The organism is Erwinia sp. AC075 (genome assembly GCF_979253995.1).
On the sequence record NZ_CEEDEU010000001.1, the window covers coordinates 3,409,820 to 3,435,781 of the forward strand.

Sequence of the window (25,962 nt, forward strand, 5' to 3'; positions counted from 1 at the left end):
ACCGCGTTTCATGCACTAACACGATCCACCCGCGCACTGTTTTGGTGCGCTCAGCCCTCAGGCGGGGATCATCACGCCGTTCTCTTTCAGACGGGTTAACACCACGGACGTTTTGACATGAGATACGCTTTGGTGACCGGCAACCAGCTGGCTGATTAAGGCACTGAGCCCGGCCAAATCCTTCACCGCCACCTTCAGTAAATAGTCGGCATCGCCAGTGGTTTTATAAGCATCAACAATCGCTGACTGCTCGGCAACCATGCTGTGGAAGCTGTCAACGTAATCTGAAGTATGGTTAATCAGGCGCACTTCAATCAGCCCAATCATGCCTAAACCGACGGCATCCGGCGACAGCCGCGCGTGGTATCCCAGAATCAAGCCCGCCTGCTCAAGGTTGATACGGCGGCGTGAGCACTGTGAGGCAGAAAGCCCCACCAGATCGCTCAGTTCCTGATTGGTCAGACGACCATTAGTTTCAAGTAAAGTCAGTATCTTAAGGTCGAAATCATCTATCTGGGTCATTATCGATCCGGGCGGCTAATCAGGGACGCTACCCAGACAGATAACCGCATTCTTCGCCTGGTTGTCCAACACTATTTTCTGATGGATAGGCCAGGCGATGCACATTTCGTGCATGACGGGTTATTCGTCGTCGTATTGCGGGCCAGCGTAGTTATCAAAACGCGACCACTGACCGTTGAAGGTCAGGCGCACCGTGCCGATCGGGCCGTTACGCTGTTTACCCAGAATGATTTCCGCAATGCCTTTCTGATCGCTGTTTTCGTGGTAGACCTCATCACGGTAGATAAACATGATTAAGTCGGCATCCTGCTCGATGGAGCCTGATTCACGCAGGTCGGAGTTGACCGGGCGCTTATCGGCACGCTGCTCCAGCGAGCGGTTAAGCTGCGACAGCGCCACCACCGGCACCTGAAGCTCTTTCGCCAGCGCCTTAAGGGAACGGGAGATTTCGGCAATTTCTAACGTACGGTTGTCAGAAAGCGACGGCACGCGCATCAGCTGAAGGTAATCGATCATGATCATGCTCAGGCCGCCGTGTTCGCGGAAGATGCGGCGGGCACGGGAACGGACTTCCGTCGGCGTCAGGCCCGAGGAGTCATCGATAAACATGTTCTTTTTCTCCAGCAGAATGCCCATGGTGCTGGAGATACGCGCCCAATCCTCATCATCGAGCTGGCCGGTACGGATACGGGTCTGATCGACGCGGGAAAGTGACGCCAGCATACGCATCATGATCTGTTCGCCGGGCATCTCCAGACTGAAAATCAGCACCGGTTTGTCCTGCAGCATCGCGGCGTTTTCACACAGGTTCATGGCGAAGGTGGTTTTACCCATCGCCGGACGCGCCGCGACGATAATCAGATCCGAACGCTGCAGACCGGCGGTCTTCTTGTTCAGATCCTGATAGCCGGTATCCACGCCGGTCACACCATCGTGCGGCGTCTGATACAGCGATTCGATCCTGGCGATCGTCGCCTCAAGGATCTGATCGACACTCTTCGGGCCGGTATCTTTATTGGCACGGCTTTCGGCAATCTGGAACACGCGGGATTCCGCCAGATCGAGCAGATCTTCGCTGGTGCGGCCCTGCGGATCGTAACCCGCATCGGCAATTTCATTCGCCACCGAGATCATCTCACGCACCACCGCACGTTCGCGCACGATATCCGCATAGGCGCCAATGTTCGCCGCACTTGGGGTGTTTTTCGACAGTTCGGCCAGATAGGCGAATCCGCCAACCAGATTCAGCTCATTTTTGGTTTCCAGCGATTCAGACAGGGTGATCAAATCGATGGGTTTGCCCAGTTCCAGCAGGCGCTGCATTTCGCTGAAGATCATCCGGTGCGGGCGGCTGAAGAAGTCCAGCGCGACCACGCGTTCGGAGACGTTATCCCAGCGTTCGTTATCCAGCATTAACCCGCCCAACACGGACTGTTCCGCCTCCAGAGAATGCGGCGGCAACTTCAGCCCTTCCATCTGCCGGTCGCGCGGTTCACGGTTTTCGTTGGATTTGTTGGTGGGTTTATTTCCTGCCATAGTGATGCAATACCGAAGAGTGTGGGGACGGGCAAGTATACCCGTTTGGGATGCTGTCGTCCTCCCTCAATACAGCGGAATCAACAGGAGTGAGCATGGCAAAACGTATACAAATCAGCCAGCATGGCGGACCGGAAGTGATGCAACTGATTGATGTCGCGATCCCTGAGCCAGCGGCCGGGGAAGTGGTGGTAGAGAATAAAGCGATCGGCATTAACTACATCGATACCTATATGCGCACCGGCCTGTATCCGGCGGCATTGCCTTCTGGCTTGGGCACGGAAGCGGCTGGCGTGGTCAAGAGCGTGGGTGACGGCGTGACGGCGGTTAAGCCGGGCGATCGCGTGGTGTATGCGCAGTCGGCGTTGGGTGCCTACAGCGAGTTCCATGCAGTGCATGTCGATAAGCTGGCGTTAATTCCGGACAACATCTCCTTTGAGCAGGCCGCCGCCTCGTTCCTGAAAGGGCTGACGGTTCACTATCTGCTGCGGCAGACCTATGTGGTACAACCGGGCGAGATTTTTCTGTTCCAGGCCGCGGCGGGCGGCGTCGGTCTGATTGCCTGCCAGTGGGCGAAAGCCTTGGGCGCACATCTGATCGGCACGGTGGGTTCGGCTGAGAAAGCGCAGCGTGCGAAAGCGGCCGGCGCCTGGGCAACCATTAACTACCGCGAAGAGGACATCGCCAAACGCGTCAGCGAGTTAACCGACGGCAAGAAGGTGCGGGTGGTTTACGATTCGGTCGGCAAAGATACCTGGGAAGCGTCGCTGGACTGTCTGCAACGGCGTGGATTGATGGTCAGCTTTGGTAACTCGTCCGGCCCGGTCAGCGGCGTGAATCTGGCAATCCTCAACCAGAAAGGCTCGTTATACGTCACCCGCCCTTCCCTGAATGGCTACGTCACCAACCGCGACGCGTTAACCAGCGCCAGCAATGAGCTGTTTTCGCTGATTGGCAGCGGAGCGATTAATGTCGATGTGCCGGAGCAGCAGAAGTTTGCCCTGAAGGATGCGCAGCAGGCGCACAAAACGCTGGAGAGTCGGGCTACGCAAGGCTCAAGCCTGCTGATCCCCTGATCGTCGGTTGCGGTAATTTTCCCGATCGCCAGATGCAAACAGGGCTTCCCGTAGGAAGCCCCTTTTTTCTTTTTTTAGTTCGCGCTGGTTGTAGGGTCAGAGCGATGAATTCGTGTCAATTCAGTGGAAACATCCTGGCAGAATTCATAAGTAAATAATATGTTTAATTGCTGATTCGTCTATGCAATATGCCATCTTGTGATCCAGTGCGCATTCTTTACGGTAATTTACCGACTAACACGTTGATATTACCGGGATAACCAACGGTCCAGTTTCGAGTTCGGTTTTTTATATGCGCGATAAATCCATACCGCCACCACCGCCAACGCCAGCCAAGGCAACAATTTTATAACAATCGCCAGCATGCCGCCAAAGAACATCACCACGGTAGCGACGACCAGCGCGGCGATAATTCCGAGCACGGAGATGCCGGTCAGCAGCAGCATGACAAAGAAGCCAAGCACAAATAAGATTTCCATCAGGTTCGCTCCAGAGAAAAGATTCCTCAGAGACTATTACAAGAAGCGTGCCAGGGTTGGCGTTGGATTAAGTGATTGAATTGACTGGGATGCAATAAACATCGGTGAAGTGCACCTGGTGAAATTGATGACTAATTGGTGAAGCGGTGACGATAATCGCACAGTTCAAACCGTCGCGGCTTGACCTGTGCGTTCATCCTGGTTCTGACGCTTAAACCGCGGCCGGGATTTTATCCGCCACCAGCGCCAACGCCTGCTCAACCGTTTCGATATTGGCTCCCGGCTTATGGGCGTTCTCGCTCAGGTGACGTCGCCACTGGCGCGCGCCCGGAATGCCCTGGAACAGGCCCAACATATGGCGCGTGATGTGGCCAAGATAGGTGCCGTTCGCCAGTTCAGCCTCAATGTACGGATACATTGCCCGCACGACGGCCACCGGATCCGGGGCAGGTAACTCGCTGCCAAACAGTTCGCGATCGACCTGCGCCAGCAGCCCAGGATTCTGATACGCCTCACGGCCCATCATCACGCCATCGACGTGCTGCAAATGCACTTTGGCTTCTGCCAGCGACTTAATGCCGCCATTGATCGACATCGTCAGATGCGGAAAATCACGCTTCAGCTGATAGACGCGTTCGTAATCCAGTGGCGGGATTTCGCGGTTCTCTTTCGGGCTCAGCCCCGACAGCCAGGCCTTGCGGGCATGAATGATAAAGCTGTCGCAACCGCCCTGCTCGGACACCTGACGGATAAACTCACAGAGGAATTCATAGCTGTCCTGCTCGTCGATGCCGATGCGGGTTTTCACCGTCACCGGGATCGACACCTGGTCGCGCATCGCTTTAATGCCATCGGCGACCAGCGCCGGTTCGCCCATCAGGCAGGCACCGAAGCGGCCGTTCTGCACACGATCCGACGGACAGCCGACGTTCAGATTGATTTCGTTGTAGCCTCGCGCTTCCGCCTGCTTTGCGCATTCGGCCAGCGCCGCAGCGTCATAGCCGCCCAGCTGCAGGGCAACAGGCTGTTCTGCCTGATTCCACGCCAGATAATCGCCTTTGCCGTGCACAATGGCACCGGTGGTAACCATCTCGGTGTACAGCAGGGAATGACGCGTTAACTGACGCAGGAAATAACGGCAATGACGGTCGGTCCAGTCAAGCATCGGGGCAACGGAAAAACGGTGTGCAGGTAAAATCTGGGTCATAAAGCGCGCAAACTCGGTGTGATTAACAAATGACGATAATGTGCGCAATGATAACACGCCTGCCGACGGAGACACACCTTCAGCACGCGGGCTAACGCATTATCGCGGGCATTGCCGCCGTTAACCGCTGCGACGGTGAGAGGAAATACAGGGCGGAAGAGGATCCCGCCCTGTTGTTAACCCTTCAGGCTGAGGCAGCCCGAAGCATCAGAAGGTGAAGTTCAGCTGGGCAACCGCACCCCAGGTTCTGTCGTCGCCTTTCATACCGGCCAGATCCAGATGCACCTTGCCAAACGGTGACAGGCCAAAACCGGCGGTGTAAACGTTGGTGTCGTTGGACTTCATATCGGCACGGTAACCGGCACGCAGCTGTAACCAGCTCAGCAGACGGTACTCGGCACCCACGCCCGCATACTGGCTTTCTTCCTGCGTTTTGAAGCCTTTGGTTGGCGTTACGTCAACGTCCAGCGCTGCGGTCAGTCGCTCAGTATGGAAAGACACGCCAGGCGTGACGATTGGGCTGATCTGGTAGGTATCTTTGTAGCCGTTCACTTCTTTGGTATCGATATCGCGCGAAATAAGGTTCTGCGCGCTCAGACCCAACGTCCAGTTGTCGCCAATATCGGTGGCGGCGCCGGCATCAAGGTTGAAGCCGCTGTTGGTGTTTTTGTAACGACCGTTGGTGAAATCTGATTTGTCGTAGTTATAAACCGAGGCGCTGTAGTTATACAGGTAGGTTTTCTGCAGCTTTGGCGTGACGCCAAAGGAAACCGGATGGCCTGCGATATTGAACTCGTGCGCAACCGCCACACCGTAATCATAAACAATCGCACCACGCCCGAGGCCAGCCGACGTCAGCTTGCTCTGATCGCCTGGCAGTGGGAACACGGTGCCATCGGCGACGCCCTGAAGATAATCAATATCGCTTTGGGTGACATCAGCCGTAACGTGCGCGGTACCGTAGGCCTTGGTTACGAAAGCAAATGGCAGCGTTTCATTGGGAATGGTCACCGCAAACGCCGCGCCCGCCGTGCCGTGGGCCTGATTCCCCTTGATCCCCCGCAGTTGACTGGCCAGGTCTCCGGCCGCCGCCTGCACTTTTGGGTAATCGGCAAAGCTGGTGATGTTGTTGGCAATGTCCTGATAGCGATCGACGCTGTCAGTCAGGTCATCAACTTTATCCACCAGATTGTTTTTATCCGTCACCTGCAAACCGGCAGCCGGAAGGATCACGCTGACCGTGTCATCCGGTTTTGCTTTGGTCATCAACGCGGGGTTAGCCAGCACCGCCGTGCCGTAAGTAGAGGACGCCACACCCGTCCCACCCATGGCGTCATTACGGGCATCGTAATAGTTGCCAGCGGCTAACGCGCTAAGGGGGGCCAGAAACACTATGGGAAAAACTGCAGGACGGGAAAAACTGTTCAACTTACGGATTAATTTCGCCATTTTACCTAGAACCCACCGTGACAAAAGAGGAAAAACGCCCGTTCAGGCGTGAAGATTTCTGCTGCCTGAATAATGGACACAAAGGCAACATTTCATTGCTGTGAAGTAAGTAACAATGGTGGGGCTTATCTGCTCATTGGCTGTTTGTTTATCTGTTATCAGGCTAATCAATAAGCATTTTGATCCCGTCATTTAAGGCCGGGATCGCTGTAACACCCAGTAAAAAGGTAGTCAGTAACATTACAGCCTGCAAATTACATTAATAGAGTTTTATAGAAATTTTATGGCACGGTTTGAAACTCTTAAACCAATCAGTATCGCTAACTGTTTTCTCTTGAGGGAAATACCAGTCATTTTAAGAGTTTTTTCAGTCTGTTAAACGGTAACAGCCGGCGGATTGACGCGTTAAGGCGGGATTCGGCGATTTTCGGTGGACGTGATAACATAACAAACTGATCTGACCTGAGGGGAAAGTTATGAACGTAAGCAGTCCTGAAAAAATCCTGTCGCAGGCTGAAGCCTTGTGCCAGCAACGCAACGTCAGACTGACGCCTCAGCGTATGGAAGTATTGCGGCTGATGAGCCAGCACCATGGGGCGATCAGCGCCTATGACCTGCTGGATCTGCTGCGGGCAAGTGAGCCTCAGGCGAAGCCGCCAACGGTTTATCGCGCGCTGGATTTTCTGCTTGAACAGGGATTTGTGCACCGCGTTGAGTCCACCAACAGCTACGTAGTCTGCCATCATTTTGAACAGCCTTCTCACACTTCTGCGATGCTGATCTGCGATCGCTGCGGGTCAGTTGCAGAGCAACAGGCTGAAGGGGTGGAAAACATTTTGAAAATGCTGGCCCTGACCTCGGGATTCGCACTGGCTAATAGTGTTATCGAAGCTCATGGGTTGTGCCGGGGTTGTGTCGAAGTGGAAGCCTGCACGCATCAGGATGCATGCCAGCACGATCATACTGTCGCCAGCAAGAAGCGTGGCAAGTAGAGCGTCATCGCAGGGTAATTTCTTAGGTTAAAGAAGGGATAGTGCTGGGGGATTAAGTGGCACTGTCCTTGTGCCGGGGTAGGAGCATCGTCCTGAAACTAAATCTTGTCAGAGATTTTGCTGCAAATCAGAAACGGTGGTTATTGTGGGTTTCCCACTCACCGAGTTCCTTCTCTGCTTGCTCTTTGCCATATCCGTAGCGTTCCTGAATCTTGCCTACAAGCTGATCGCGTTTACCTTCGACGACGGTCAGATCGTCATCAGTCAGCTTGCCCCATTTTTCTTTAAATTTACCTTTCAACTGTTTCCAGTTACCGCTGGCTTCGTCTTTGTTCATCTTATAACTCCTCAACCTTAGGTTCACAGCTTTAGGGATTTCGTCTTTGCAGACCACACAGCAGCAACATAAAACGCTGCTTAACTGCTTAACGTACAGATAATTGTAGTAGATGATGGCGAGTTTGCCCGTAATGGCGAAAGATAAAGCCACATTTTTAGCTAAAAGTGACAACGAAAAGTGAAAAAAGGCAGGGAGATCAGCAGATAACGAAGCGGCAGGTGGGTGTAACGAATTATTTCAGCCCGCAAACCAGCTGTTGTTGCGCCAGTGCCTGCGCCAGATGAGCCACAACGTCAACCCACGCAGCAGCAGGAACACGGTAACGGCCAGCCACAGACCATGGTTGCCTAACGACGGCACGGTGAACAGCGTCGCGCCGTAGCCCAGTGCCGCAATCAGCATGCCGTTGCGCATTTCACTGGCGCGCGTGGCACCAATAAACATGCCATCCAGCAGATAACACCAGACACCGCAGACCGGCAGGACAATCTGCCAGAACAGATAGGTGTCAGCCTGCTGCTGCAGTTCGGGGATTGAGGTCAGTAAGGCAACAATATGCGTGCCGGCAAGGCCATAGAGAATTGAAAAGGCCAGTGCCACCAGTCCTGCCTGGCGACAGGCCGCGTGCCAAATCAGCAGCAACCTTTTTGCGTCCTTTGCCCCATAAGCTTCGCCGGAGCAGGCTTCTACCGCATAGGCAAAGCCGTCCAGCGCGTAAGCGGTAAAGGTCAGGAACATCAACAATACGGCGTTGACGGCGACGACCTCACTGCCCAGCCGCGCACCCAATATCGTCAAGGAAACAAAGCACAGTTGCAGCAGTAAAGATCGCAACATAATGTCCCGATTCAGCCGCAGCAGCCGGCCGAAATTGCCCTGCCAGGCGGTTTTCAGCATCGGCAGCGAAATGCCCCGCAGCTTCAGCACCCGCCAGACCATAACCAGCCCAATCGCCAGCGTGACGTATTCTGCAATCGCCGTGGCCGCCGCCGCACCCTGCACGCCCCAGCCCAGCCCCATCACGAACCACAGATCCAGCACGATGTTGACCAGGTTTCCGACAACCAGCAGGATCACCGGCGCACGGGCATACTGTACGCCCAGCAGCCAGCCCAGTAATACCAGGTTGGCCAGCGTCGCAGGTGCACTTAACCAGCGGATATTCATAAACAGGGCGGCCTGATGCAGCACGGCAGGATCGCCACCCACGACAGAGAGCGCCAGGTGGTTAAGCGGGGATTTCAGCAGAATAAACAGCAGGCCAGCCGCCAGGGCAATCAGTAGCGGCTGCATCAGTGCGCGGGCCAGCGCCGGTTTATCACCCGCACCAAAGGCCTGCGCGGTTAATCCGGTGGTGCTCATCCGCAGGAACAGCAGCAGCATAAACAGGAAGCTGGTCGCGGTAGTGCCCACGGCAACGCCGCCGAGGCAGGAAGGACTGTCAAGGTGACCAATGACCGCGGTATCCACCAGGCCCAGTAAGGGCACGGAGATATTCGACAGGATCATTGGCAGCGCCAGCCGCCAGAGTTGGTTATCTGAGGGAGAAAATAATCGCATGGTCATCCACTGTGCGACTGGCTTAAAAGCATCACGGAAGCTGAATATGCCAGTCAATAAGGCATACAGCTTACCAAAAGAGAAACGCGCCGCAAAAGCAGCGCGTTAAGGTCAGGCGTTTACAGCCAGTTGCCGTTGCGGATTACGCCGACGGCCAGACCTTCAATCGACAGGGTCTGCAAGCGCAGATCGACCACGATCGGTTGGAATTCGCCGTTTTCAGGCAGCAGATGCACGATATTGCCCTGCTTCTTGAGGCGCTTTACCGTCACCTCGTCGTCAATGCGCGCAACCACGACCTGGCCGTTACGCACATCCTGAGTCTTATGCACAGCCAACAGATCGCCGTCCATAATCCCGATATCTTTCATCGACATGCCGCTAACACGCAGCAGGAAGTCGGCGCCCGGCTTGAACAGTTCAGGATCCACCTTGTAGTGGCCTTCAATGTGCTCTTCCGCCAGCAAAGGTTCACCTGCGGCGACACGGCCAATCAGCGGCAACCCTTCCTCTTCTTCCATCATCAGACGGATACCGCGAGACGCGCCGGAAACAATCTCGATCACGCCTTTACGTGCCAGCGCTTTGAGATGCTCTTCAGCCGCATTCGGGGAACGGAAACCGAGCTGTGCAGCGATTTCTGCCCGCGTCGGTGGCATGCCGGTCTGGTTAATGTGGTCGCGTATCAGGTCATAAACCTGCTGCTGCCTTGCAGTTAGTGCTTTCATCCCGCCCCCTGGTTGTTTATACAGTCAGCTGTGAGTATATACAGGTATTTGTGCGTTGAAAACCTAAAGATGTGGAAAAAACAGCAGTTTGTCAGATTATGGAAAGCGCGCCGCAATCAGGGAATTAGCAGCATTACCCAGACGAAAACAGCGAGTAGTATCGTCAGCAACACGGCAGCGGAGCCCATATCTTTGGCGCGACCCGATAAAGGATGCATCTCGCTGCCAATGCGGTCGACCACCGCTTCCAGCGCGCTGTTAAGGATTTCAACAATGATCACCAACATCACGGACCCTATCAGCAACACCCGCGTGACGGCGTCCACATCCAGCCAGCACGCCACAATCACCGCGACAATGCCGGCCACCGCTTCCTGGCGAAAAGCCGCTTCGTTTTGCCAGGCGGCGCGTATTCCTTTCCAGGAATAACCGGCGGCATTAATGATACGAGTCAATCCGGTGACGTTATTTGCCATAATCAGGGAACCCTTTGAGATGTTTAACGTCAATGTCTGGGTGGCGCACATTTTGCAACACCACAGATCTCACTGGCGCTTTCTGGTATGCTTGCGGCGCTTTGCTAACAAGAGGCTTCATGGTATCTATGTCAGGTTGGCGTAACTTATATTATAACTTATTGAATTTACCAGTAAAATTCCTGGTAAAAAGTAAAGCGATTCCCGCCGAGCCGGTTTCCGAGCTGGCGCTGGATACATCGCGCCCTATTATGTATGTGCTGCCTTATGATTCAAAGGCCGATCTGCTGGCGTTGCGTGAGCAATGCCGTAAACAGGATCTGCCCGATCCTTTAGATCCGCTGGAAATCGACGGTACGGTTTTGCCACGTCATGTGTTTATCCATGACGGCCCACGCGTATTCCCCTATTTCGTGCCTAACGTTGAATCGGTAAAACTGTTCCACGAATACCTCGATTTGCACCGCAGCAACCCGCTGCTGGACGTGCAGATGGTGCCGGTATCCGTGATGTTTGGCCGTGCACCAGGCCGTGAAGTGCAGGGCGACGATCAGCCTCATCTGCGCGTGTTGAATGGCATTCAAAAATTCTTTGCCGTGCTGTGGTTAGGCCGCGACAGCTTTGTCCGCTTCTCACCGATGGTTTCCCTGCGCCGTATGGCAACGGAACACGGCACCGACAAAATCATTGCGCAGAAGCTGGCGCGCGTGGCACGCATGCACTTTGCCCGTCAACGCCTGGCGGCCATTGGCCCGCGTTTGCCGGTGCGTCAGGACCTGTTCAATAAACTGCTGCAGTCCAAAGCCATCGCTAAAGCGGTGGAAGACGAAGCGCGCAGCAAGAAAATCTCCCATGAAAAAGCCCAGCAGAACGCCGTTGAGCTGATGGAAGAGATCGCCGCCGACTTCTCTTATGAAGCCATCCGTCTGACGGACCGCATCATGGGCTGGACGTGGAGCAAGCTGTATCAGGGCATCAACGTCAACGGCGGCGAGCGCGTGCGTCAGCTGGCGCAAGACGGCCACGAGATCGTCTACGTGCCCTGCCACCGTAGTCATATGGACTACCTGCTGCTCTCTTATGTGCTGTATCACCAGGGTCTGGTGCCACCGCACATTGCCGCCGGTATCAACCTGAACTTCTGGCCAGCGGGCCCGATTTTCCGCCGTCTGGGCGCATTCTTTATCCGCCGTACCTTCAAGGGTAACAAGCTCTACTCAACGGTATTCCGAGAATATCTTGGCGAGCTGTTCACCCGTGGTTACTCGGTAGAATACTTTGTCGAAGGCGGTCGTTCCCGTACTGGTCGTCTGCTTGACCCGAAAACCGGCACGCTGTCGATGACTATTCAGGCGATGCTGCGCGGCGGTAACCGCCCTATCACACTGGTTCCGATCTATATCGGTTATGAGCACGTGATGGAAGTGGGAACCTACGCCAAAGAGTTACGTGGTGCGACGAAAGAGAAAGAAGGGTTTATGCAGATGGTGCGCGGACTGCGCAAGCTGCGTAACCTCGGCCAGGGGTATGTGAACTTCGGGGAGCCGCTGCCGCTGGTGACCTACCTGAACAAGCATGTGCCGGAGTGGCGTGATGCCATCGACCCCATTGAAGCCCAGCGTCCAGCCTGGCTGACGCCTGCGGTGAATGACATCGCGCAGCGCGTGATGGTGCGTATCAACAACGCCGGTGCGGCCAATGCCATGAACCTGTGCGTTACCGCCCTGCTCGCATCGCGCCAGCGCTCGCTGACCCGTGAACAGTTGACCGAGCAGTTGGCGTGCTACGTTCAGTTGCTGCGTAACGTGCCGTATTCGCCGGACTCGACCGTGCCGGATATGACGCCAGAAGCGCTGCTGAACCATGCGTTAAGCATGAACAAGTTCGATATTGAGCAGGATAACATCGGCGAAATCATCGTACTGCCGCGCGAGCAGGCCGTGCTGATGACCTACTATCGCAACAACGTTCACCATATGCTGGTGATGCCGTCGCTGATCGCGGTGATCCTGTCGCATTACCGCGAACTGAGCCGGGCCGAACTGCTGCGTCAGATCAGCGTGATTTACCCGATGCTGAAGAGCGAGCTGTTCCTGCACTGGAATAAAGAAGATCTGCCTGCCGTGCTGGATTCGCTGGTGAGCGAGATGGCGCGTCAGGGCCTGCTGACGGCCGATGACCAGACGCTGCGTCTGAGCCCGGCACGCTTCCCAACGCTGCAACTGCTGGCGGCGGGTGTGCGTGAAACGCTGCAGCGTTATGCCATCACCTTCTCTATCCTCAGCGCGAATCCGTCGATCAACCGCGGTACGCTGGAAAAAGAGAGCCGGACCATGGCTCAGCGCCTGTCGGTACTGCACGGTATCAACTCGCCGGAGTTCTTCGACAAAGCGGTGTTCTCTTCACTGGTGCTGACCCTGCGTGATGAAGGCTATATCAGTGATACCGGCGATGCGCAGGTAGAACAGACGCACAGGGTCTATCAGATGCTGGCTGACCTGATCACTCAGGAAGTGCGAATGACGATTGAAAGTGCGGGACCGCACGAGTAAGCGTCAGGGCATAAAAAAAGGGTCGATGAGCAATCATCGACCCTCTTTTATTGGCATCACTCAGAGCCAGCCAGAGAATGGCGCCGTGCTGAGGGCAATCCCCAGGAACAACACCAAACCAACGTAGTTGTTGTTCAGGAAAGCCTGGAAACAGGGATCGCGTTCGCGGGCTGAGATCAGCTTCTGCTGATGCACGAACAGCGCGCCAGCCACCAGAATGGACCAGTAGAATGCGCCGCCCAGCTGCATCCGCCAGCCAATCACCGCCATCAGTACCAGCGTCGCCAGCTGCAACAAACCCACGATCAGCTTATCGAAACGACCAAACAGAATGGCGGTGGATTTGACGCCAATCTTCAGGTCATCATCGCGATCGACCATCGCATACAGCGTGTCATAAGCCACCGTCCAGCAGATATTCGCGGCGAACAGCAGCCAGCAGGTCAGCGGCACGGTTTCACTGACCGCCGCCCAACCCATCGGGATAGCCCAGCCAAACGCCGCGCCCAGCACCACCTGCGGCAGATGGGTGTAGCGCTTCATAAAGGGATAGACCCACGCCAGCGCCAGCCCACCAAACGACAGCCAGATGGTCATCGCGTTCATGGTCAGAACCAGACAGAACGACACCAGCACCAGTCCGGCAAACAGCAGCTTGGCCTCTTTTGAGGTTACCGCGCCGCTCGGCAATGGCCGCGACTGGGTGCGCTTTACATGACCATCAATCTTACGGTCAGCAAAGTCGTTGACCACGCAGCCTGCGGCACGCATGAAAAAGACCCCCAGCACAAAGACGATCAGGATATTCAGCGGCGGGATCTGCATTCCCGCCAGCCACAGCGCCCAGAAGGTCGGCCACATCAGCAGCAGCGAACCAATCGGCTTATCAATACGCATCAGGCGGCTGTAGGCCCGGAATTTACTCATTGGCAGACTTCTCTCCACGTTACTCATCTCCGGTACCGGTTAGCGAGGCATACAGCGGCGCCGGCGGTAAAAATAGCTCGGTCAGCAATAACGGCTTGCCGGAAAGGCGCAGCAAAGAGCGACGTCCCCACAGCTCGCCACTCTTGCCCGGCTCGATAAAATCCCGCGTCAGCGTGGAAGAGGCAAACAGGTAACGGCCCAGCGGGCGCGTGCCAAGCTGCTGCAACATCTGCTCAGGCCCGTTCAGGGTGGATTCCGGTACGATGGTCCGCCCGGCAAGCCAGGGTTCGCCATCGCCGCACAGCAGAATTTCACGCAGCCAGTAGCGGGACTCATGCGGCAGCAACGCCACGTCGTCACCGACCTCTTCTGCGGTAATAAAATCTTCCTGCACCACTTTTACCGTCACTTGCTGACAGTGGCGCTCAAAACGTTGGGTCATGGAGTCTTCTTCCATCAACCAGTCCAGCAGCGGGGCTGAAAGCAAGGGTGATGAGGCTGGCAGCCAGTCGAGGGCGCGCAATTGCACCAGCGCGTTATCAGCCATTCGGCTTCTCCGGGCAAAAATTTTGGTGCCACAGTGTAACGCAGAGGCTGGGAGAGAACACAGATTGCTGGAGGAAATAGTGCGGATTTCAGGTCGGTAAAGTAAGAGGTTGGCGCGCCTGGGACGGCGCGCCGACATGTTATTCGCGTTTCAGCCGGTTACTGTTTGCCAGCCACAGCGTGACCACCAGGATCAGAATGGCAATGGAGTAGGCCAGCGTATCCACCGGGTTTTTGTGATCGACAATGATCAACCGGATGATCGCCGTGATACCGATATAGACAAAATAGCGCAGCGGGAAGTGATAACCCGACTGGAAGTATTTGACTATTAAGGCAATAAACTCGAAGTAAAGGAAGTAAATCACTATGCCATCGATCAACAGATAAGAAGACGTCTGTTCGCCGGTGTTCAGCAACACGTTGGCCAGATGGAAGGTCTCCTTGCCAAGAAAGATCGCCAGAATAGCGGCCAGGACGATCAGCCCTATATTCAGCACCATCTGTAACAACCAGGCAATACGCGTCGCGGTAATCATGCAAAAACCCTCAAAAGTCACTGTTATCCGTCAGGATAATCCTGACAGTGACAATATGCTTTAGTGTGAGCTGGTTCACAAGTTTTGCTTGATGCCGGAGAGATAAGCGGGCGACACCGCCGTCCAAATGCGGCGGCGGTGTCGCGGCTATTTTTAGCGGAAATCGATGTCGCGGTCGGTGGTCATATCATACAGCTGGTACTTACGTCCCAGCATCTGACCGCCATCACGCGTCAGCGGCGTCCAGTTAACCTGTGCACGGCCACGCGTTGGTGAGGCGGTGAACAGATCCATCGGAATCGAGATATAGAAGCCTTTGGTGAAGTCGCCTTCGCCATACTCTTCGGCCGACACGTTGGTTTTGGTGGCATAAGCGCCAACGATCACGCCGCTGTCGAACTGGCGGGAGACATCAATCGTCGCCCCTTTATCTTCTGCCAGATACTGACCTACGCTCGCCTTCACCAACACCTGGTTGTTGAAGAACGACGGACGCCAGTAAGCCGTCAGGTTCCCGACCTTCGCGTTGTAGTCGGTAAACTGCATCATGTTGTCCCAGTCACGCTGCTTCACGTAGTTGGCATCAACGCCAAACGCCCAGTCAGAATCCAGCGGACGGTACAGCACTTCGCCACCCACACCGCCGTACATGGTTTCCAGATAACCGCCGTAAACCTGGCCGTAGAAACCATTGCCCAGCGCATGCATGTAGTTGGCTTGCAGGTTGTTAACGTAGACGTTGTTTTCAACATAGTCGCGAATATGGGTACGCACGCGCGGCAATGAGGAATCGCTCGGCGCACCGTTATAGTTGAACTTGTCGTAGTTATTCGCCAGGTTGCCAAACACGCTGCCATCAATCAACAGGTGCTTCGTCAGCCAGTAGTTAGCGTTCGCCATCACGCCAACCTGATACAGGTAGAAGCTTTCCGGTCCACCGACGGACTGATTCAGTACCGGTGCCAGGCTGTAGTTAAAGTCATCGGCATCGATGTAATAACCCTGCTCGGTATGACCCGGATCGACCGGCTCCACGCGTTTCTGATCCAGCGGCTGCTCTTTGCCCAGCGGATAGCCTTCAAGCTGCTGACGCAGGCTGGCGACGTTAGTTACCGTGGTCACCTGCGGCATACGGCTGCGGGTTTCGGTCACTTTCAGCGTATCAATGTTGGCTGGCAGATTGTTCATCAGGATCACGTTGGCACGATCGACGCCTTCCTGGGTATTGCGGTACTTGCTCTGCTGGCCAGAGGCATACATCGTATTGCCCTGTACCTGAATGTTTGGCGCATCCAGACCGGCATTGTATTTCAGGTCGGTCAGCTGGCCAGCAACGGTGGTCTGCTCAAGGAATTCGCCCTGCGGACGCGGCTGATAGGCCGGTTTCGCCGAATCGATCGAGGCGGTGTGCAGATCGTTGAAGTTAGTACGCAGCGTAAAGCCGGCCATAAAGGTATTGCCGCGCTCATAACTGACGTTCACATCTGCCCAGTCGGTAATACGGTAAATGGCGCCGACGTTAACTTTGCTTTTCTGCTCAATCTTGCCGGCAAAGTCATCCTGGTAATCATTCCCTTCGTATTCTGCTTTCAGGCGCAGCGGCTGCCATGGCGTCTGGTATTCCACCCCACCAAAGAACGCCGCCGGGCCTTTGAACATGTCTTTGCCGTTAACCGAACCGGCGGTGCCGTTGCTGCCAGAGCGATAGCAATAGCTGCTGTCGGCTTCACAGAACGGGTTCTTCACCGTGCCGCTGTTGCCGAGGTAGCCGAAGCCCAGTCCGAGGGTGAAATCAAACGGTCCCCAGGCCTTGGTGCCGACCAGGTATTCACTGTCGAACAGGCCGGTACCGCCAAGGTCACGCGCCCCGACCGAGACTTCGGGCAGCCAGTAGCCTTCCTGCCAGAGACGGGCTTTCAAATCGAAGGCTTTGTCTTTGTAGGTCTGGGTGCCACTGAAGCTCTCAACCGCACTGTACTCGCGCGTTTTCACGTCGGTATAGCGGATGGTCGCTTCCAGCCACGGGAACAGCTGCACCGAGGAGGAGTAGAAACGGTACTGATCGTTATAGCGGTAGTTCAGGCTGAATTCGCCGTCTTTTGCCATACGCGCAGTAGGAACCTGTAACAGACCGACGCCGCCAAAATCTGACTGCGAAGGCCCTACCGGATCGGGATACGTCGCCGCCTGAACCTGGCAGGCACAGGCAACGGAAACAGCTATCAGGCTGAGAAGATAGGTTTTTTTCATCAGTCAGGGATCCGGTGCGTCAGAACAGAAACAATCTGCTGGTTAAGGTCTTCATCGTCGCCAGGCAACGTCCATGAGGAAAAGCCACGGTACACAATGCTGCCCACTTCAGGCTCCACGTGGCGGCGATTCCAGTAGGCGACAGGAACGTCACTCACTTCGCCATTCGGCGCAATCAGCACCACGAAGTTACGTTCGCCCCCTGACAAACGGTCATGATCCTGCAAGTAATCCACCACGCTGCGGCCCGGTGCCCACGGGGTTTTACCGCTGTTAGCCAGCACCCCAGCCAGCGTAATGCTGGTCGGTTTTAGCAGCGTGTAAACGCTGTAATCCCCTTCCAGACGGCGATTCTGTGCCGGACGCATCCGCACCCAGTCCGGATCGAGATTGGCCCGCTGACGGCCAGTGACTTTCACTGCCGACACCTGCTGCCAGACGTTATCGACCACTGCAGCCTGTTCGCTATCGCCATCGGCGTGAAGTTGATTGCTCCAGGCTTTCAGCCGCGCCAGCACCTGCTGCTGTTGCTGAATCGCCGCCGCGGTGGCCAGTTTTTCGGCAATCACCGTTCCCGGCCACCAGGTTTTATCCATCAATGCCGGGCTGCTGACCAACTGCGCCAGGTTCTGTGCATGGCTGACAATCGAGGTCTGCGTCTGGCCAGGGGAATAGACCGTCACCTGGCTTTCTGCAGACACGTTGAGCGAAACGCAGGCTGAAATTCCTGCGAGAAGGAGGGTTATTTTTTTCATGATTTCGCAGGCTTCAGGATGGTGGTTTCGAGAGGGAAATAGTCGCCCCCCAGCGTTTGCTGTGACTGGCGAACCTGGCCGGAAGTGGTATCAATCCAGAAGGTGTTAGTCCAGGATTTTCCCTCGGCAGGCAGCTCAACCTCTTCCTGCCAGACGCGGCAGGCGACGGTGTTACCGGCAAGCGTCAGCACCTGATCTTTCAGGCGGCTGAAGCGTGAGGTCGCCGTTGTCGAGCGGAATTTACCGGCTTCCGTCCAGCTCAGCGTACGGGTCCAGCTTGCGCCTTCGGTCAACGACAGCGGGGCGGTCAGCGGATCCTGTTGCAGGTTGTTCACCTCCAGCAGGTTGTCGCTTAACCCGAGGGTTTTCACCACGCGGCCATGCTGAGTCACCACCATCGACTGGTCGCGGGTGATCCATTTTTGTTGACCGTTTTCATCGAAGCCCAGCACCACGAAGATCTGCTGCCCATTATTCACGCGCAGGTACATGCTGGCATAAGGCAGACTTTCTATTTGCTCATCAGAGACCTGAACATCGTCCGGCCCGAGCAGAGCGAGTTTTACCGTCTCTCCCAGCCCTTTTTGTGTTTGTGTACAGGCCTGGAGAAGCAGGCATAAAAGCAGCAGTGGTAGGTAGCGCACCTGTGTGTGTCCCTGAACAAAGTCTGACAATGTCAAAAAATAACCACACGAGCGTGTGGTTATGAGTAATTTACCGCACTTAACGCGTGGTACTGGTCGTGGTCGTGGTGGTGGTGCCGGTATTAGAACCGTTTCCGCCACTCGATGCTGCCAGAGCAACACCAACCAGTGCGCCAAGCGCACCAATACCCACCGCAGTGGTGGTTCCTGCGGAAAGGGTTCCCGCTGAGGCACCCGCCGCGGCGCCAGCTTCTTCAGGCGCAGCGAACGCGGCTGAAGCACTTGCTAAGTACACTATGGCTGCAGCAGCACATAAGACTTTTTTCATAACATTTCCCTTCATTAAATGAATGGATACTTCACCTGAAGGGTTTCAGGCGCGTTCAGTATAAGGCAATAAATGACCAGAATTGAGGGGGGTCGCCTTCGATTCAGCGGGCGATTTCTGATGTCTAAAATAAGCACGTTTCGGCTGCTCAAGGCAACATTTGACTAATTAATTCAATATATTGGAATTTATGACTGATTTAACCCTGCTTGTTAGTGCCATTCGCTGACAATAGCCTTTAGCATGGCGAATTCACTGGGAAAAGCGCGTCACGGAGCTTTTAATGAATTAAAGGATTTATTTTCAATAAGTTAACAGGCTTTAAGGGCAGTTAAGTAGCGTAATGGTCGCCATGGCTTTAGGATTTATCTTGGCGGGATTCGGACAATAATGGGTAATTTTAAGAATATCCTCAGCCTCATAACGCTGACTTTATTCATCTTTGGGGGTATTTCAGCACTAGCAGCCGCCTGATTTCCGCGCTAAGCGGTGGCATGCTGGGATCGCGCAGAAAACAGGGTGATGTCAACCAGGTCCAAAAGTAGCTAAAGGCGGTCCTGATGCCGGACGGGATAGCTGAAAAAACAAAGGGCTGGCGCATTGGCACCAGCCCCTTTATGCAGGACGGTTAACGGCTAGACGCCGCTTAGCCGCGCCAGTTTTTATAACGGTTAATCAGCCCGTTAGTTGAACTGTCGTGGCTGCTGACCTGCTCGCTACCCGACAGTTCTGGCAGGATACGGTTCGCCAGCTGTTTGCCAAGCTCAACGCCCCACTGATCGAAGGTGAAGATGTTGAGGATCGCGCCCTGAGTGAAGATTTTGTGTTCGTACAGCGCAATCAACGCACCCAGGCTGAACGGCGTGATATCACGCAGCAGGATGGAGTTGGTTGGGCGGTTACCTTCAAACACTTTGAACGGCACGATGTGCTCGACCGACTGCGCATCTTTACCTGCGTCGGTGAACTCTTTCTCGACCACATCGCGTGACTTACCAAACGCCAGCGCTTCAGTCTGTGCAAAGAAGTTCGACAGCAGCTTGGCATGGTGATCGCCCAGCTTGTTGTGGGTGATGGCAGGGGCGATAAAGTCGCAAGGAACCAGCTTGGTGCCCTGGTGGATCAGCTGATAGAACGCGTGCTGACCGTTGGTGCCCGGTTCGCCCCAGATGATTGGGCCGGTTTCATAAGAGACCGGTGCGCCGTTACGGTCAACGTTCTTACCGTTCGACTCCATGTTGCCCTGCTGGAAATAGGCAGAGAAACGGTGCATATACTGGTCATACGGCAGGATCGCTTCGGTTTCAGCACCAAAGAAGTTGTTATACCAGATGCCGATCAGCGCCAGGATCACCGGCAGGTTCTGCTCTGCGGGTGTGGTAGAGAAGTGTTTGTCCATGGCGTGTGCGCCACTGAGCAGCTTCTCAAAGTTGTCGAAACCGACCGACAGAATGATCGACAGGCCAATCGCCGACCACAGTGAATAACGTCCGCCAACCCAGTCCCAGAATTCGAACATGTTGGCGGTATCAATCCCGAACTCACCGACCGCTTTACCGTTGGTTGAGAGCGCAGCAAAGTGCTTCGCAACGTGCTGCTCATCGCCAGCGGTTTTCAGGAACCAGTCACGCGCGCTGTGGGCGTTGGTCATGGTTTCCTGGGTGGTGAAGGTTTTTGACGCCACCAGGAACAGGGTGGTTTCAGGATCCAGATCCTTCACGGTTTCCGCGATATGCGTGCCATCAACGTTGGACACAAAGTGCATATTCAGGTGATTCTTGTACGGGCGCAGCGCCTCGGTGACCATAAATGGCCCCAGGTCAGACCCGCCGATACCGATGTTCACCACGTCGGTGATGGGCTTGCCGGTGTAGCCTTTCCAGTCGCCGCTGATGATGCGTTCAGAGAAGGATTTCATCTTCTCCAGCACCGCGTTCACTTCCGGCATCACGTCTTTACCGTCGACCACGATCGGCGTGTTGCTGCGGTTGCGCAGCGCAACATGCAGCACGGCACGATCTTCAGTGCGGTTGATTTTTTCGCCGGAGAACATCGACTTAATTGCGCCCTGCAGATCGGTCTCTTTAGCAAGAGCCTGCAGTTTTGCGAGGGTGTCACTGGTGATGCGGTTTTTGGAGTAGTCCACCAGCATCAGATCGTCGAAGGTGGCAGAGAAGGTCGCAAAGCGATTGCTGTCTTTCGCAAACAACTCTGAGATCTGAACGTCTTTCATCTCTTCAAAATGCTGCTGCAGCGCCTGCCAGGCAGCAGTTTGTGTCGGATTGATATTTTTCATAACAACACACTCTTTTTATTTAAGAACCGTAAATCAGACCGGACGCCATGTTACCCGAGGTGCCGTTTCGGCTTCCCTCTTCCTGCAACAGGTTGCAACTATCATAAAGGCAGGATTTTCCCACCTTTTTGTCCGGGGCTATTTATAATTCAGTCGGCGGTCAGCTTGTCCGCTCAGCGTTTCAGTATGACTATTCTTGCTGTCGAAAGGAAAAATTTTATGGAGTTATCCGCCCCACTGCTGTTGGTTATCATTGGATTAAGTTCGCTGGTAGCCCAGTGGCTGGCCTGGTTGCTACGGCTGCCCGCCATTTTGCCACTGCTCGTTTTCGGCATTGTCCTGGGGCCGTTGTGCCATGTTTTGCAGCCGGATGCGCTGTTTGGCACCCTGCTGTTCCCCTTTGTCTCACTTTCTGTCGCCATCATTTTGTTCGAAGGTGCGTTAACGCTTCGCTTCGATGAAATTCGCGGGTTGGGCAACGTGGTCCGCAATCTGGTTACCGTCGGCATGTTAATCACCTTCCTGGTGATCAGCGTCGCCTGCTGGGCGTTGCTGGATTTCCCGCCCGAGCTGGCGGCGTTAGTCGGTTCCGTCACCGTGGTGACCGGCCCAACGGTGATCGCGCCGTTGATGCGCGTGGTTCGGCCAAATAAAGCCATTAACCAGGTTTTACGTTGGGAAGGCATCGTCATCGATCCGGTCGGCGCTATCTTCACGCTTCTGGTGTTTGAATTCATTGTGCTGCGTCAGAAAGCTGAATCGTTAACGCACTTGTTCTGGACCTTAGGCCAGACCGCTGCGGTGGGCCTGATTGCCGGCGTGGTATTTGGCTGGCTGCTGGGCGTGGCCCTGAAGCGGGTCTGGCTGCCGGGCTATCTGCAGAACTTCGCGGTGCTGGCGGTGATGCTGACCGCATTTGGCCTGTCGAACGCGCTGGCGGATGAATCGGGGCTGCTGACGGTCACGGTGATGGGGATTTGGCTGGCCAATATGCGCGACGTCGATCTGACCGAGATCATCGCCTTCAAGGAAGAGTTATCCGCGCTGCTGATTTCCGGGCTGTTTATCATTCTGGCGGCGCGACTGGACTTGATGGCGCTGCTGTCGATGGGCTGGCCGTTAGTGGCGGTGCTGCTGATCGTGCAGTTTGTTGCCCGTCCGCTCTGTATTGCCGTCTCGACCTGGGGATCGTCACTGCCGATGCGGGACAGGCTGATGCTGAGCTGGATTTCGCCACGCGGGATTGTGGCGGCGGCGGTCAGCTCGCTGTTTGCACTAACGCTGGAAAAAACCGGCTTCGCTGGCGCAGACAAACTGGTCACCGTGGTGTTCGCGGTGATTATCGGCACCGTGGTGCTGCAAAGCCTGACCAGCTCGCTGCTGGCGAGAATGCTTAAGGTACAGCAGCGTGAACCGCGCGGCGTGTTGATTATTGGCGCCAACAGCGTGGCCAGAACTCTGGCGGCGGCGCTGAAGAAACTGGATATCCCGGTGCTGGTGACCGACAGCAGCTGGGAATACTATCGCCTCGCCCGCATGGAGGGGATACCGGCCTACTATGGTAATGCCTGGTCGGAACATGCGGAGAACTTCCTCGATCTGAGCGAAACCTCGCAGGTTCTGGCGCTGTCGCCCAACCGCCACCAGAATGCGCTGGCGGTGTACCACTTCAGCCATCTGTTTGGCGAGAAAAAGGTCGCCGCGATCCGCTCCGGTGCAGCGCTGCGTGCGAAGCGTGACAGTGAAAGCCCGCGCTTCCGCCGTCATGAAGTGCTGTTCGGTCATGAGCAGACCTATGCCCGCCTGAGCAGCCTGCTGTCACAGGGCGCGATCATCAAAGCAACCCGACTGAACGAGAATTTCGGCTGGCTGGAATACCTTGAGAAAAACCAGGGCGTGATCCCGTTGTTTGTGCAAAATGAGGCCGGCATTCTGAGTCCAGTGCAGGGTGAAGAGACGCCGGCGCTGCCCTGTACCCTGATTGCGCTGGTGCAAAATGAAAATTCCTCAGACGGCAGAGATTGACAGCAGCGCCATAAACCGATATTTCTAGTCCGCTTGTTGCGCATCTGATGCGCAAGCCAGAAGAGGCGCGTCGCCCAGGCAGTGTGTTGGAGGAACCGAATCCGCAGAAAACACATCATGGGGTGCGACGCCGAGGTACTCTCCCCGCGGAAGGGAGCGTATCGACCGCAGGGGCTGAATCCTCTGGGTTGTCACCAGCATCGTTCGTAAACCGGGCGATCAATATTTACCGTTTTGGCGCAGTTACAGGCGACGTCAGACCCGGTAGGTATACAAGGTGGGGCGCTTCTGGGTGATTCGTAGTTCATCCCTTTTCTACGTCTGCCCCGTTTCTGCTCCTCCCTTGTACCAAGCTGATGGAAACTTATCCTGACACGAGGTATGTCAACAACTATGTCCCAATCCCTGATCGTGGCCAAATTTGGCGGCACCAGCGTTGCCGATTTTACTGCCATGAACCGCAGCGCCGATGTGGTGCTGGCCGATCCCAACACGCGCCTGGTGGTCCTTTCCGCCTCTGCGGGTGTGACTAACCTGCTGGTGTCTCTGGCTGAAGGCCAGGAGCAGGAGCAGCGGGCTTACCAGCTCGATGAGATCCGCCGTATCCAGTACGCCATCGTCGACCAGTTATCGCAGCCTGAAGTGATCCGCGACGAAGTGGACCGCGTGCTGGAAAACATCACCATGCTGTCTGAGGCTGCCTCCCTGGCGACCTCGACGGCGCTGACCGATGAACTGGTCAGCCACGGTGAACTGCTCTCCTCGCTGTTATTCGTCGAAGTGCTGCGCCAGCGTAATGTCGCCTCGCAGTGGTTTGACGTGCGCAAGGTGATGCGCACTGACGATCGCTTTGGCCGTGCCGAGCCCGATGTCGCCCTGCTTGCCGAACTCACGCAAACGCAACTCGCCCCGAAGCTGGCGGAAGCGCTGATCGTGACGCAAGGTTTTATCGGCAGCGAAGCCAAAGGCCGCACCACTACCCTTGGTCGTGGTGGCAGTGATTACACCGCGGCGCTGTTAGGCGAGGCGCTGCATGCCAGCCGCATCGATATCTGGACTGATGTACCGGGGATTTATACCACCGATCCGCGCGTGGTGCCGACCGCCAAACGCATTGATGAGATCACCTTCGAAGAAGCGGCCGAAATGGCCACCTTCGGCGCCAAGGTTCTGCACCCGGCCACGTTGCTGCCTGCAGTCCGCAGCGATATCCCGGTGTTTGTGGGCTCGAGCAAGGATCCTGCTGCCGGCGGCACGCGCGTCTGCAATGAAACCCAGAACCCACCGCTGTTCCGCGCGCTGGCGCTGCGGCGTAAACAGACGTTGCTGACCCTGCATAGCCTGAACATGCTGCACTCACGCGGCTTCCTGGTGGAAGTGTTCACCATCCTGGCGCGCCACAATATTTCGGTGGATCTGATCACCACCTCCGAAGTGAGCATCGCGCTGACGCTGGACACCACCGGCTCAACCTCGACCGGGGACAGCCTGTTAACCCAGGCGTTGCTGACCGAACTCTCTTCCCTTTGCCGGGTGGAAGTCGAAGAGGATCTGGCACTGGTGGCGATCATCGGCAACAAACTGTCGCAGGCCTGTGGCGTGGGCAAAGAAGTGTTTGGCGTGCTTGAGCCGTTCAACCTTCGCCTGATCTGTTATGGCGCCAGCAGCTATAACCTGTGCTTCCTGGTGCCCGGCAGCGACGCCGAGCAGGTGGTGCAGACGCTTCATCACAATCTGTTTGAATAGTTTTACTAAACCGGGCCTGGCCCGGTTTTTTTCGCCATCGGAAAAAAGGAAGTCTGGCTATGCTCGCCTTTGTTACCCGACTGTTCCCGTTATGGGCAGTCCTGCTCTCTGTTGCCGCCTATTACACCCCGACCACCTTTCTCGCGATTGGTCCGTGGGTGACGTATCTGCTGATGCTGATCATGTTCGGCATGGGCGTGACGCTCAATATTGGTGATTTTAAACGTGTACTGACCCGCCCTGCACCGGTGATTGCCGGGACCTTCCTGCATTATCTGGTGATGCCGCTCGCGGCATGGGGCCTGGCAAAATTGTTCCATATGCCGCCTGACCTGTCGGCCGGGATGATCCTGGTGGGCAGCGTGGCCAGCGGCACGGCATCCAACGTGATGATTTATCTGGCGAAAGGCGATGTGGCCCTTTCCGTTACCATCTCGTCCGTCTCGGCGCTGGTTGGCGTGTTCGCCACGCCACTGCTGACCAAACTGTATGTCGATACCCATATTCAGGTGGATGTGGTCGGCATGCTGCTGAGCATCGTGAAGATTGTGGTGGTGCCGATCGGCATTGGCCTGATTGTTCACCACACCATGAACGGTCTGGTGAAGCGCGTTGAGCCGTACCTGCCGGCCTTCTCGATGGTCTGTATTTTGCTGATTATCAGTGCCGTGGTTGCCGGCAGTCAGGGCTTTATCGGCTCGGTGGGCCTGGTGGTGATTGCTGCGGTGATCCTGCATAACGCCATTGGTTTGTTAGGCGGTTACTGGGGCGGGAAGCTGTTTGGCTTTGATGAATCCACCTGCCGTACGCTGGCGCTGGAAGTGGGTATGCAGAACTCGGGCCTGGCGGCCACGTTAGGCAAGCTGTACTTCTCGCCACTGGCGGCACTGCCGGGCGCGCTGTTCTCGGTCTGGCACAACCTGTCTGGTTCTCTGCTGGCCGGTTACTGGTCCGGCAAGCCGATCAAAAAGAAATAAGCCTGTTTCCCC

At 55.7% G+C, this 25,962-nt stretch carries 23 protein-coding genes and 1 riboswitch; of the genes, 6 read left to right on the forward strand and 17 right to left on the reverse strand.

The window, feature by feature from the left end; translation table 11 throughout:
• Positions 1 to 57: 57 nt before the first annotated feature.
• Together AC0IXH_RS16075 and dnaB are read right to left on the reverse strand one after the other, a co-directional pair.
• A complete protein-coding gene (locus AC0IXH_RS16075; RefSeq protein WP_471720713.1) occupies positions 58 to 522 on the reverse strand; it encodes an Lrp/AsnC family transcriptional regulator in 465 nt (154 codons plus the stop codon).
• Positions 523 to 642: 120 nt separating this feature from the next.
• Complete coding sequence (gene dnaB / locus AC0IXH_RS16080; protein WP_013200354.1) at positions 643 to 2,058, reverse strand: replicative DNA helicase; 1,416 nt, start codon at positions 2,056 to 2,058, stop codon at positions 643 to 645.
• Positions 2,059 to 2,153: 95 nt separating this feature from the next.
• On the opposite strand from dnaB, the gene AC0IXH_RS16085 reads away from it, so the two are divergent.
• On the forward strand, positions 2,154 to 3,134 hold the full coding sequence (locus AC0IXH_RS16085; protein WP_013200353.1) for a quinone oxidoreductase: 981 nt from the start codon (positions 2,154 to 2,156) through the stop codon (positions 3,132 to 3,134).
• A 248-nt stretch (positions 3,135 to 3,382) separates the two neighbouring features.
• On the opposite strand, the gene pspG is transcribed toward AC0IXH_RS16085, so the two are convergent.
• The 3 genes from pspG to AC0IXH_RS16100 form a co-directional block, all read right to left on the reverse strand.
• A complete protein-coding gene (pspG, locus tag AC0IXH_RS16090) occupies positions 3,383 to 3,613 on the reverse strand; it encodes an envelope stress response protein PspG (protein ID WP_013200352.1) in 231 nt (76 codons plus the stop codon).
• Positions 3,614 to 3,824: 211 nt separating this feature from the next.
• Complete coding sequence (gene dusA, locus AC0IXH_RS16095) at positions 3,825 to 4,820, reverse strand: tRNA dihydrouridine(20/20a) synthase DusA (protein ID WP_013200351.1); 996 nt, start codon at positions 4,818 to 4,820, stop codon at positions 3,825 to 3,827.
• Between the two features lie 207 nt (positions 4,821 to 5,027).
• Positions 5,028 to 6,269, reverse strand: coding sequence for a conjugal transfer protein TraF (locus AC0IXH_RS16100; protein WP_013200350.1), 1,242 nt, complete (start codon positions 6,267 to 6,269; stop codon positions 5,028 to 5,030).
• Between the two features lie 476 nt (positions 6,270 to 6,745).
• Here AC0IXH_RS16100 and zur point away from each other — a divergent pair, with 476 nt between their 5' ends.
• Positions 6,746 to 7,261 carry a zinc uptake transcriptional repressor Zur gene (zur, locus tag AC0IXH_RS16105; RefSeq protein ID WP_013200349.1) on the forward strand — a complete coding sequence of 172 codons (516 nt, stop codon included), beginning with the start codon at positions 6,746 to 6,748 and terminating at the stop codon, positions 7,259 to 7,261.
• Positions 7,262 to 7,388: 127 nt separating this feature from the next.
• On the opposite strand, the gene AC0IXH_RS16110 is transcribed toward zur, so the two are convergent.
• The 4 genes from AC0IXH_RS16110 to AC0IXH_RS16125 form a co-directional block, all read right to left on the reverse strand.
• On the reverse strand, positions 7,389 to 7,598 hold the full coding sequence (locus tag AC0IXH_RS16110; RefSeq protein WP_013200348.1) for a CsbD family protein: 210 nt from the start codon (positions 7,596 to 7,598) through the stop codon (positions 7,389 to 7,391).
• A 240-nt stretch (positions 7,599 to 7,838) separates the two neighbouring features.
• Positions 7,839 to 9,161 (reverse strand): MATE family efflux transporter DinF, encoded by a 1,323-nt coding sequence (dinF, locus tag AC0IXH_RS16115; RefSeq protein ID WP_471720714.1) that lies wholly within the window; start codon positions 9,159 to 9,161, stop codon positions 7,839 to 7,841.
• Positions 9,162 to 9,280: 119 nt separating this feature from the next.
• Positions 9,281 to 9,889 carry a transcriptional repressor LexA gene (gene lexA, locus AC0IXH_RS16120; protein ID WP_013200346.1) on the reverse strand — a complete coding sequence of 203 codons (609 nt, stop codon included), beginning with the start codon at positions 9,887 to 9,889 and terminating at the stop codon, positions 9,281 to 9,283.
• Positions 9,890 to 10,005: 116 nt separating this feature from the next.
• A complete protein-coding gene (locus tag AC0IXH_RS16125; protein ID WP_013200345.1) occupies positions 10,006 to 10,365 on the reverse strand; it encodes a diacylglycerol kinase in 360 nt (119 codons plus the stop codon).
• Positions 10,366 to 10,493: 128 nt separating this feature from the next.
• Here AC0IXH_RS16125 and plsB point away from each other — a divergent pair, with 128 nt between their 5' ends.
• Positions 10,494 to 12,917, forward strand: a complete 2,424-nt coding sequence (plsB, locus tag AC0IXH_RS16130; protein WP_013200344.1) for a glycerol-3-phosphate 1-O-acyltransferase PlsB — start codon at positions 10,494 to 10,496, stop codon at positions 12,915 to 12,917.
• 60 nt (positions 12,918 to 12,977) lie between these two features.
• Here plsB and ubiA read toward each other — a convergent pair whose 3' ends face one another.
• From ubiA to pgi, 8 genes are all read right to left on the reverse strand, one after another.
• A complete protein-coding gene (gene ubiA / locus AC0IXH_RS16135) occupies positions 12,978 to 13,862 on the reverse strand; it encodes a 4-hydroxybenzoate octaprenyltransferase (RefSeq protein ID WP_041692188.1) in 885 nt (294 codons plus the stop codon).
• A gap of 1 nt (position 13,863) precedes the next feature.
• Positions 13,864 to 14,391 (reverse strand): chorismate lyase, encoded by a 528-nt coding sequence (gene ubiC, locus AC0IXH_RS16140; RefSeq protein WP_471720715.1) that lies wholly within the window; start codon positions 14,389 to 14,391, stop codon positions 13,864 to 13,866.
• 139 nt (positions 14,392 to 14,530) lie between these two features.
• Positions 14,531 to 14,929, reverse strand: coding sequence for a phosphate-starvation-inducible protein PsiE (psiE, locus tag AC0IXH_RS16145; RefSeq protein ID WP_013200341.1), 399 nt, complete (start codon positions 14,927 to 14,929; stop codon positions 14,531 to 14,533).
• A 153-nt stretch (positions 14,930 to 15,082) separates the two neighbouring features.
• Positions 15,083 to 17,179, reverse strand: a complete 2,097-nt coding sequence (locus AC0IXH_RS16150) for a YjbH domain-containing protein (protein ID WP_471720716.1) — start codon at positions 17,177 to 17,179, stop codon at positions 15,083 to 15,085.
• Positions 17,179 to 17,934: a capsule biosynthesis GfcC D2 domain-containing protein gene (locus AC0IXH_RS16155; protein ID WP_106381879.1), complete on the reverse strand. Its 756-nt coding sequence runs from the start codon at positions 17,932 to 17,934 to the stop codon at positions 17,179 to 17,181. Before AC0IXH_RS16155 ends, AC0IXH_RS16150 begins: the two co-directional genes overlap by 1 nt.
• Entirely contained in the window at positions 17,931 to 18,578 is a 648-nt protein-coding gene (locus AC0IXH_RS16160; RefSeq protein WP_471720717.1) for a YjbF family lipoprotein, read from the reverse strand. Before AC0IXH_RS16160 ends, AC0IXH_RS16155 begins: the two co-directional genes overlap by 4 nt.
• Positions 18,579 to 18,657: 79 nt before the next feature.
• Entirely contained in the window at positions 18,658 to 18,906 is a 249-nt protein-coding gene (gene yjbE / locus AC0IXH_RS16165) for an exopolysaccharide production protein YjbE (RefSeq protein ID WP_041691859.1), read from the reverse strand.
• Positions 18,907 to 19,552: 646 nt separating this feature from the next.
• On the reverse strand, positions 19,553 to 21,202 hold the full coding sequence (gene pgi / locus AC0IXH_RS16170) for a glucose-6-phosphate isomerase (protein WP_013200337.1): 1,650 nt from the start codon (positions 21,200 to 21,202) through the stop codon (positions 19,553 to 19,555).
• A gap of 219 nt (positions 21,203 to 21,421) precedes the next feature.
• Here pgi and AC0IXH_RS16175 point away from each other — a divergent pair, with 219 nt between their 5' ends.
• The 3 genes from AC0IXH_RS16175 to panS all read left to right on the forward strand — a co-directional run bounded on the left by AC0IXH_RS16175 (position 21,422) and on the right by panS (position 25,950).
• Complete coding sequence (locus AC0IXH_RS16175) at positions 21,422 to 23,227, forward strand: cation:proton antiporter (RefSeq protein WP_013200336.1); 1,806 nt, start codon at positions 21,422 to 21,424, stop codon at positions 23,225 to 23,227.
• A 52-nt stretch (positions 23,228 to 23,279) separates the two neighbouring features.
• Positions 23,280 to 23,523: riboswitch (Lysine riboswitch) on the forward strand.
• A gap of 97 nt (positions 23,524 to 23,620) precedes the next feature.
• Positions 23,621 to 24,973 carry a lysine-sensitive aspartokinase 3 gene (gene lysC, locus AC0IXH_RS16180; protein WP_013200335.1) on the forward strand — a complete coding sequence of 451 codons (1,353 nt, stop codon included), beginning with the start codon at positions 23,621 to 23,623 and terminating at the stop codon, positions 24,971 to 24,973.
• Between the two features lie 59 nt (positions 24,974 to 25,032).
• Positions 25,033 to 25,950, forward strand: coding sequence for a ketopantoate/pantoate/pantothenate transporter PanS (gene panS, locus AC0IXH_RS16185; protein ID WP_106381876.1), 918 nt, complete (start codon positions 25,033 to 25,035; stop codon positions 25,948 to 25,950).
• The last annotated feature ends 12 nt before the right edge of the window (positions 25,951 to 25,962 follow it).

Excerpts from the sequence above, each read along its gene's own strand:
- AC0IXH_RS16075 (WP_471720713.1), bottom strand. The coding sequence starts at position 522 with ATGACCCAGATAGATGATTTCGACCTTAAGATACTGACTTTACTTGAA.
- dnaB (WP_013200354.1), bottom strand. The coding sequence starts at position 2,058 with ATGGCAGGAAATAAACCCACCAACAAATCCAACGAAAACCGTGAACCG.
- AC0IXH_RS16085 (WP_013200353.1), top strand. The coding sequence starts at position 2,154 with ATGGCAAAACGTATACAAATCAGCCAGCATGGCGGACCGGAAGTGATG.
- pspG (WP_013200352.1), bottom strand. The coding sequence starts at position 3,613 with ATGGAAATCTTATTTGTGCTTGGCTTCTTTGTCATGCTGCTGCTGACC.
- dusA (WP_013200351.1), bottom strand. The coding sequence starts at position 4,820 with ATGACCCAGATTTTACCTGCACACCGTTTTTCCGTTGCCCCGATGCTT.
- AC0IXH_RS16100 (WP_013200350.1), bottom strand. The coding sequence starts at position 6,269 with ATGGCGAAATTAATCCGTAAGTTGAACAGTTTTTCCCGTCCTGCAGTT.
- zur (WP_013200349.1), top strand. The coding sequence starts at position 6,746 with ATGAACGTAAGCAGTCCTGAAAAAATCCTGTCGCAGGCTGAAGCCTTG.
- AC0IXH_RS16110 (WP_013200348.1), bottom strand. The coding sequence starts at position 7,598 with ATGAACAAAGACGAAGCCAGCGGTAACTGGAAACAGTTGAAAGGTAAA.
- dinF (WP_471720714.1), bottom strand. The coding sequence starts at position 9,161 with ATGCGATTATTTTCTCCCTCAGATAACCAACTCTGGCGGCTGGCGCTG.
- lexA (WP_013200346.1), bottom strand. The coding sequence starts at position 9,889 with ATGAAAGCACTAACTGCAAGGCAGCAGCAGGTTTATGACCTGATACGC.
- AC0IXH_RS16125 (WP_013200345.1), bottom strand. The coding sequence starts at position 10,365 with ATGGCAAATAACGTCACCGGATTGACTCGTATCATTAATGCCGCCGGT.
- plsB (WP_013200344.1), top strand. The coding sequence starts at position 10,494 with ATGTCAGGTTGGCGTAACTTATATTATAACTTATTGAATTTACCAGTA.
- ubiC (WP_471720715.1), bottom strand. The coding sequence starts at position 14,391 with ATGGCTGATAACGCGCTGGTGCAATTGCGCGCCCTCGACTGGCTGCCA.
- psiE (WP_013200341.1), bottom strand. The coding sequence starts at position 14,929 with ATGATTACCGCGACGCGTATTGCCTGGTTGTTACAGATGGTGCTGAAT.
- AC0IXH_RS16150 (WP_471720716.1), bottom strand. The coding sequence starts at position 17,179 with ATGAAAAAAACCTATCTTCTCAGCCTGATAGCTGTTTCCGTTGCCTGT.
- AC0IXH_RS16155 (WP_106381879.1), bottom strand. The coding sequence starts at position 17,934 with ATGAAAAAAATAACCCTCCTTCTCGCAGGAATTTCAGCCTGCGTTTCG.
- yjbE (WP_041691859.1), bottom strand. The coding sequence starts at position 18,906 with ATGAAAAAAGTCTTATGTGCTGCTGCAGCCATAGTGTACTTAGCAAGT.
- pgi (WP_013200337.1), bottom strand. The coding sequence starts at position 21,202 with ATGAAAAATATCAATCCGACACAAACTGCTGCCTGGCAGGCGCTGCAG.
- AC0IXH_RS16175 (WP_013200336.1), top strand. The coding sequence starts at position 21,422 with ATGGAGTTATCCGCCCCACTGCTGTTGGTTATCATTGGATTAAGTTCG.
- lysC (WP_013200335.1), top strand. The coding sequence starts at position 23,621 with ATGTCCCAATCCCTGATCGTGGCCAAATTTGGCGGCACCAGCGTTGCC.
- panS (WP_106381876.1), top strand. The coding sequence starts at position 25,033 with ATGCTCGCCTTTGTTACCCGACTGTTCCCGTTATGGGCAGTCCTGCTC.